Raw genomic sequence first — 7,535 nt, forward strand, 5'->3', positions numbered from 1 at the left:
ACCCGGCGCGGATCGGCCGTTCATCCGTCCGGAAATCGGCCCTCCACCGACTTCCAGGCGGATTCGACCGCGTCCGCGGTCTTCAGCGGCCGCCACGCCGTGTTGGATATCCTGGCAGTTGTTCCAGGTCATCACGGCGAGCCCCGTCGGCCGCCGGCGCGCGGGCCGGGGCCTGTCGAGGGGAGTAACTGTGCAGGGAGCAGCCGCGAGCCGGGGCTCGGCCAAGAAGGCCGAACAGGCTTGGCAGCAGGCGATGGTCCTGCTGCAGCAGGGCGACGAAGCGGCCGCCGCCGAACGGTTCTCGCTCGCCGCGGCGCACGACCCGCTGGCCGCCGACGCCTGGCTGGGGCTGCATGCCACGGGTCGGCGTCAGAAGGAGGCGCTGGACGGCATGGTCCGCGCCTCCGGGTCGTTCGGCGCGCTGCGTTCCAAGTTCGGGATGCCGTTGCGCTCCCGGTTCCAGCTCGGTCACTACGTCACCTTCCGGCTGGAGAACGCCCGGGACCTCTGGGTGGCGGCCATGACCTCGCTGCTGGACGCCGGGAAGCTCGACGATGCCTGGGCCGGGCTCTCCACCGCGCAACTGGACTGCGACGAGACCCGGTTCGTCTGTACGCGCTACGCCTTCCTCAGGGAGGACTGGGCCCTGGTCCTGCGTTTCGCCCCGGGAATCCGTGACGCCTTCCTGCACGACGAGGCGCAGTTGTACGTGGGCGCGGCGCTGTTCGCGCAGGGGGTCTGCCATGAGGCGCTGAACGTGCTGGCCGAGCTGCCGAGGAAGCTGGAGTCGGGGAGCCGTTTCGACGCGGAGGTCAAGTACTTCATGGGCCGCTCCCTGGAGTCGCTGGGCCGGCCGGAGGAGGCGCTGAAGCGGTACCAGTACGCGTTCCGTTGTGCGCCGGGCCTGTTCGACGTGGATGTACGGGCCCAGGCGCGTTCCTCGGCTCCGACCGCTTCGGCCGTGGCCGGGCAGTCCTCGACGCCCTCCCCCGCCCCTTCCGCCCCGCCCTTGGCGGCGCCTCCCGAGGTCCGTACGGCCGCTCCCGCGTCCACGGCCCGGGCGGCCGGCCCGGAGGCCGGGGAGGGTGACGGGGACGGGCTGTCGAAGGAGGAGAGGGCGCTCCTGCTCGCCCAGGCCCAGAATTCGCTGGACGGCATGATCGGCCTGGAGCCGGTGAAACGGCAGGTCCTCACGCTGATCGCGCAGCTGCGCATGGCGGCGCTCCGGGAGGAGCAGGGGCTGCCCGGCGGCGCCCGGCCCCGGCACTTCGTCTTCGCGGGGCCGCCCGGCACCGGGAAGACCACCGTCGCCCGCATCATCGGCAAGGTCTTCGCCGGTCTGGGTCTGCTGCGCTCCGGCCATGTCGTCGAGGCCCAGCGCGTCGACCTCGTCGGGCAGCACCTGGGATCCACCGCCATCAAGACCAGCAAGGTCATCGACTCCGCCCTGAACGGCGTGCTGTTCATCGACGAGGCGTACGCCCTGTCCAACAGCGGGTACAGCGGTGGTGACGCGTTCGGCGACGAGGCGCTCCAGGTCCTCCTGAAGCGGGCCGAGGACGACCGGGACCGGCTCGTCGTCGTACTCGCCGGCTATCGCGAGGAGATGACCGGCCTGCTCGCCGCCAACCCGGGGCTGGTGTCCCGGTTCAACACCCGTGTCGACTTCCCCTCGTACTCCGCGCAGGAGCTGCTCCTGATCGCCCGGTCCATCCTGTCCGGTCAGGGCGACGAACCCGACGAGGAGGCCGCGGCCGCACTCGGCACCCTCTTCGCCTCGGCCGTGGACGACGGCATGGCCGACACCCTCGGCAACGCCCGCTTCGCCCGCGAACTCTGCCAGAAGGCCGCGGCGCAACGGGATCTGCGTCTGTACGCCCAGCACTCGGGCGGCACGACGCCTACCCGGACGGAGATCGTCACCGTGCTCGCCCAGGACGTGATGGCGGCCCACCAGGAGCTCATGGAGTCCCACGGGCACCCGGGATAGGACTCAGGGCGCCTTGAACAGCCCGGGGAACCGGGGAGCGAGCCAGGGCCTGCGGCCCCAGGCGAGCACCCGGCCCCGGGCGATGGCGCCATAGGGGCCGGTGCGGCCGAGCGCCATCAGGAAGAAGGTGACCGGCTCGATGAGGATCGTGCAGTCGGGACGGTCCGGCGGTCGAGGGGTGACGGTCACGGCGCCGTCGGTGAACGTGACCCCGAAGCGGGAGCCGCCCCACAGGCGGATCGCGTACCTGGCGGTGAGCCGGGCGGTGGCGGCGGCATCGGTGACCCCGGGCATGACGGTGATCAGGAACGGCAGCGACAGTTCGACGCGTTCGCGGTCGACCATGTGACGGCGCCTCAGGGCACGGGCCAGGTCGTAGCCGTGTCCGAGCATGTGCGTCAGCAGGTACGAGGCCAGCACGGCCCGGCTCATCGGTCCCAACGGAGTGACGACGTCCCCGGCCCCCGCGGCACTCCGCTCGACGGCCGTGAGGCAGGCATCCGCGTGCGCGGTGATCATCCCGGCCAGCGGCTCGGCGGCCCGCTCGTCGAACTCGGCGAGAGCCCGCTCATTGGCAGCGGCCAGGCTCTGCGGCGTGCCGTCCCCGTAGCGGAGCTCCTGCCCGGCCGCGAGCCGGGCCATCAGCTCGTTGGCCTGCGCCAGATGCGCCGCGGCCTCACCCACCGTCCACTGCGAACCGGGCACCGGAACACTCGTGTCGGCAACCCCGCGCAGCACCGCGGCGATCTCCTCGGCGGTGGCCCGGACGGCCTCGCCGAGCCCTGCGGGCAGCACACCCCCCACATCACGTCCGGTCACCGAATCCACGCCTCTCCCCACTCTTCCCGGCCCCGGCAGCGCCTGCGGGCGAACCGGCCGCCGACGGTACACAAGACCAGGCATCCGGCCCCGCGACAAGAGCCGGCACCCATTCGTCCGGCCGGAGCAAGACTAACGGCACCCGATGTCTACCCATCAGTAACTGCCGCTGCTTTGATGGGCGGCACCACGTCCACCCCCTCCCCCACCAGGAGAACCCGTGCCGCATCCCGCGATCCGTCGTATCTCCGGCGCAACCCTGACCGCCGTGCTCGCCGCGGCGACGCCGGCCGCCAACGCACCGCAGGCCTCGGCGGCGCAGACTCCGTCGCTGCGCGTTCTCACGTACAACACGTTCATCTTCAGCAAAAACCTGTACCCGAACTGGGGCCAGGACCACCGGGCCGCAGAGATCCCGAGGACGTCCTTCTTCCAGGGCAACGACGTCGTCGTGCTCCAGGAGGCGTTCGACAACTCCGCGTCGGACGCCCTGATGCGCACTGCCTCCGCCCAGTACCCGTACCGGACACCGGTGGTGGGCCGGAGCAGGAGCGGCTGGGACGCCACGAGTGGGGCGTACTCGGCCGTGACACCGGAGGACGGGGGCGTCACGGTGCTGAGCAAGTGGCCCATCGTCCGCAAGGAACAGCACATCTACAAGGACGCGTGCGGCAGCGACAGCTGGTCCAACAAGGGATTCGCCTACGCCGAGCTGAACGTGGGCGGTGTACGGGTCCATGTCGTGGGGACCCACACGCAGTCGACGGACTCCGGCTGCAAGGCGGGCGAGGCCGCCGCGAAGCGCAGTCTGCAGTTCAGGCAGATCGACGCCTTCCTGGACGCCAAGAACATCCCCGCCTCCGAACAGGTCATCGTGGCCGGGGACTTCAACGTCGATTCGCGTTCCTCCGAGTACGCCTCGATGCTCGACGACGCGGGGCTGGCCGCGGCCGACGCCCGTACCGGGCACCCGTACTCGTTCGACACCGTGGAGAACTCGATCGCCGCCGACCGCTATCCCGACGACCCCCGCGAGGACCTCGACCACGTGCTGCACCGCGCCGGGCACGCGAAGCCGTCCGGGTGGACGAACGAGGTGGTCAAGGAAGAGAGCGCGCCCTGGACCGTCTCCAGTTGGGGCACGAGCTACACCTACACGAACCTCTCCGACCACTACCCGCTGGTAGCGTCGGCGCGGTAGCGCGCCGGCCCGTCCGGTGTCCCGCCCCGGGACGCCGGGCGAGCTGTGCGGACCCTCTACGATCGATCGCGTGTGCGCAAACGTGATGGTCGCCGAAGACGACGAGAAACAGGCCGAACTCGTACGCCGCTACCTGGAGCACGAGGGCCACTCGGTCACGGTCGTGGGCGACGGCCTCGCGGCGCTCGCCGAGGTCCGGCACCGGGAGCCCGATCTGCTGGTGCTCGATGTGATGATGCCGCGGGCCGACGGCCTGGACGTGGTACGCGTACTGCGTGCCGAGCACCGGGAGCTGCCGGTGCTGATGCTGACGGCCCGCAGCACCGAGGACGATCTGCTGCTGGGGCTGGATCTCGGTGCGGACGACTACATGACGAAGCCGTACAGTCCGCGTGAGCTGATGGCGCGTGTGCGGACCCTGCTGCGGCGCAGCCGGCGGGGCGCGCAGGACACCGGCCCCACCGTGGATCAGGCGCTGCGGGTGGGTGCGCTGGTGGTCGATCCGGACCGGCACGAGGTGTCCGTCGAGGGCCGGTCCGTGGACTGCACCCCCGGTGAGTTCCGGATTCTGGTCGCCATGGCGACCGAGCCCGACCGGGTCTTCACCCGGCAGCGGCTCCTTGAGGAACTGCACGGCTACGACCGGTACATCAGTTTCCGTACGGTCGATGTGCACATCATGAACCTGCGTAAGAAGATCGAGCCGTCGCCCCGTCGGCCGGCCCGGCTGATCACCGTCTTCGGTGTCGGCTACAAACTGACGGACCCGGCGAGGAACGCTTCCGTTGCGTCGTGAGCAGCGGCGGACCCGGCTGCCGCTCCGCAAGAGCCTGTTCGGCCGTCTGCTGGCCGTGTCCGCGCTGGTGGCCGCCTGTTCGGTGGTCGCCACCGCCTGGCTCGCCGTACAGACCACGTCCGGCGCCATCAAGCAGGAGCAGGGCCAGAACCTCACCGCCGACGCCCGGATCTACAACACCCTGCTCGGGTACGCGGCGGGCCACCCCACCTGGGACGGCGTCGGGAGCACCGTGCGCGACCTGGCCCGGCAGTCCGGCCGGCGGATCGCGCTCACCACTCAGCAGCGTCACCCCCTCGCCGATTCCGCCGCCCGGTCGTCACCGCCCGCGCTGCCGCCGCAGGCCTCGGCGATCGTCGATCCGCTGTCCGTGGACACCGCCCTGTCCCGGACGACCGACCGACCGGGTGCGGCGGCCGACCGTGTCGACCCGCGTGCGGTCGGTCCGTTCCGGCTGCCCGCCGCCGAACGTACGGCGCTGCGGCACGCCGCCGACCGGAGCGCCGCGTGCCTGAACCGGGTCGGGATCGCGGCGGACGTGGTCGGGGGCCCGAGCGGACGCCCGCGCGTGGAGGTCGTGGGCAATGATCCGGACCGGGTACAGAACACCCGGTGCACGACCGACGAGCTGGACTCCCCGACCGCGACCGAACAGAAGGCCCTGGACGCGCTCAACCGGCTCGCCAACGCCTGTCTGAAACGCCAGGACCGTCCGGGCATACAGCTCGATCTGAACCTGTCCTGGGGGGACGGCTCCGTGCGGAAGACCCCCACCGAGGCCCGTGCCGTGGTTGCCACACCCGCGCCGCCGCCGAGCATCCGTACCGGCGAGGACGACCGGGCCACCGCCTCCTGCGTGGACACGGCCCGCCGGGAACAGCTCAGCTCCTACGTCGCCTCGCCCGCACTGCTGTTCATCGGCGACGAGGGCGGCACGACCGTTCCCGGTTTCGACCTCTCCCCCGCGAACACCGCGAAGATCGCGGGCGCCGCGGCGCTCGTCCTGGCGCTCACCGTCGGAGCCACGGTGCTCGCCGGGTCCCGGCTCGTACGGCCGCTGCACGCCCTGACGGGCGCGGCGCAGCGGATGCGGGACGGGGAGGACTCCGCGCCCGTGCTGGTCAGCGACGACAACGAGATCGGCCGGCTCGCCGCGGCCTTCAACGACATGGCCGACCACCGCGCGCGTCTGGAGACGCAGCGCAAGGACATGGTCAGCGACGTCGCCCACGAACTGCGCACCCCGCTGAGCAATATCCGGGGCTGGCTGGAGGCGGCTCAGGACGGCCTGGCGGAGCCCGATCCGGCGTTCATCGCCTCGCTGCACACCGAGGCCGTGCAGTTGCAGCACATCATCGACGACCTCCAGGATCTCGCCGCGGCGGACGCGGGCGCTCTGCGTCTGCACCCCGAACCGGTACACATCGAGGACGTGCTCGCGCAGGTCACCGCGGCGCACCAGGCCAGGGCCGAGACCGCCGGGGTGGCACTCTCGGCACTGCCGGCACCGGACGACGCGCCCTCCCCCGCGTTGTGGGCCGACCCGGTCCGGCTGCGCCAGGCCATCGGCAACCTGGTTTCCAACGCCGTACGTCACACCCCGCCGCAGGGACGTGTGACGGTGCGCGCGTACGGCGACGGGGCCACTGAAGAGGTCGTGGTGGAGGTCGCCGACACGGGCAGCGGCATCTCGGCGGAGCACCTGCCGCATGTCTTCGACCGCTTCTGGCGCGCCGAGAAGTCGCGCAACCGCCGCACCGGGGGCAGCGGCCTGGGCCTGGCGATCGTACGGAAGCTGGTGGAGGCGCACGGGGGCTCGGCGAGCGCGGTCAGCGCCGAGGGGCAGGGCTCGGTCTTCACGCTCCGGCTGCCGGTGGGGCAGGTCGGCCCGCAAGGTCCCGCCGGCCCGGTACAGGCCCGGCCCAAAGGGGCGGGCGACGGTGCTGTGACCGGCACGGACCAGGCCTGATGCGATGACCACAACGTTCTGACAGCTTCTTCATAACTTCGCGCCAGCCTGTCGGCATGCCTCGCGTCCCGGTGCACACCGGCACCCGGCTCCACCGAGGCCGATCTGGAATGGAGCGATGTCCATGCCCCACCGACTGTCCCTGCGCACCGCTGTCCTCGCCGCTGTCGCGGCCGGCGCGGTGCTCGTACCGTCCGCAGCCGCCTTCGCCGACGCCACGCCCTCGCCTTCGGCGCCGTCCGTGAAGAGGTCCGCGGCAGCCCGCGCGGAGGGGGGCGCCACCGCCGAGCCCAAGGCGGCCGCACAGCCGTCGGTGACGCCCCGTGGCGGTGTCGCCGCGGGCGACAGCCCGGCACCGGTCAAGGCCGAGCCCACCGTCAAGCGTCCGGGGGCCGCCGCTCCGCGCGGTGGAGTGGCCGCCGGTGAACGACCGGCCGGGACCTCCGGCGACCGGACCACCGCCCTTGCCGGATCGGCCGCGGGGGCTCTGCTGGTCGCCGGGGCCGGAACGATCGTGCTGCGCCGCCGCTCCGCCGCGCAGCGCAACGGCTGACCGGCCTGCCGCAACCACACCGAGTCGGCCGACGCCGCGGACCGGTTGGTCCGGGGCGCCGGCCGACGCCCCTCGTGGGGGCCCCCCGGCGCCCGGGGGGGGCCCACCCCGGGGGCCCCCCAAAAAAAAACGGGCCCCCCCGTTGCGGCGAAAGCCCCCGCGGCCCCGCGCCCGGCGGGCCCGGGGGGGGGGGGTGATGGACGGCGG

Annotated in this window: 6 protein-coding genes; 5 read left to right on the forward strand and 1 reads right to left on the reverse strand. The window is 72.2% G+C overall.

The window, feature by feature from the left end; translation table 11 throughout:
• The first annotated feature begins 190 nt into the window (after positions 1-190).
• Positions 191-1,990, forward strand: coding sequence for an AAA family ATPase (locus tag AB0D53_RS26695; protein ID WP_362450951.1), 1,800 nt, complete (start codon positions 191-193; stop codon positions 1,988-1,990).
• A gap of 3 nt (positions 1,991-1,993) precedes the next feature.
• On the opposite strand, the gene AB0D53_RS26700 is transcribed toward AB0D53_RS26695, so the two are convergent.
• Positions 1,994-2,809 carry a maleylpyruvate isomerase family mycothiol-dependent enzyme gene (locus AB0D53_RS26700; protein ID WP_362450953.1) on the reverse strand — a complete coding sequence of 272 codons (816 nt, stop codon included), beginning with the start codon at positions 2,807-2,809 and terminating at the stop codon, positions 1,994-1,996.
• A 220-nt stretch (positions 2,810-3,029) separates the two neighbouring features.
• Between AB0D53_RS26700 and sph the strand changes: the two genes are divergently transcribed.
• From sph to AB0D53_RS26720, 4 genes are all read left to right on the forward strand, one after another.
• A complete protein-coding gene (gene sph, locus AB0D53_RS26705) occupies positions 3,030-4,010 on the forward strand; it encodes a sphingomyelin phosphodiesterase (protein ID WP_362450955.1) in 981 nt (326 codons plus the stop codon).
• 85 nt (positions 4,011-4,095) lie between these two features.
• The gene (locus tag AB0D53_RS26710) at positions 4,096-4,806 is read left to right on the forward strand and encodes a response regulator transcription factor (RefSeq protein ID WP_362450972.1); all 711 of its coding nucleotides are present in this window, start codon (positions 4,096-4,098) and stop codon (positions 4,804-4,806) included.
• A complete protein-coding gene (locus tag AB0D53_RS26715) occupies positions 4,796-6,775 on the forward strand; it encodes a HAMP domain-containing sensor histidine kinase (RefSeq protein ID WP_362450957.1) in 1,980 nt (659 codons plus the stop codon). Before AB0D53_RS26710 ends, AB0D53_RS26715 begins: the two co-directional genes overlap by 11 nt.
• Before the next feature lie 124 nt (positions 6,776-6,899).
• Positions 6,900-7,328 carry a hypothetical protein gene (locus tag AB0D53_RS26720; protein WP_362450959.1) on the forward strand — a complete coding sequence of 143 codons (429 nt, stop codon included), beginning with the start codon at positions 6,900-6,902 and terminating at the stop codon, positions 7,326-7,328.
• Positions 7,329-7,535 lie beyond the last annotated feature (207 nt).

The organism is Streptomyces sp. NPDC048295 (genome assembly GCF_040652135.1).
Lineage (GTDB): Bacteria > Actinomycetota > Actinomycetes > Streptomycetales > Streptomycetaceae > Streptomyces.

Bases quoted from the DNA above. Each gene is read 5' to 3' on its own strand.
- AB0D53_RS26720 (WP_362450959.1), top strand. From the start codon at position 6,900: ATGCCCCACCGACTGTCCCTGCGCACCGCTGTCCTCGCCGCTGTCGCG.
- AB0D53_RS26710 (WP_362450972.1), top strand. From the start codon at position 4,096: ATGGTCGCCGAAGACGACGAGAAACAGGCCGAACTCGTACGCCGCTAC.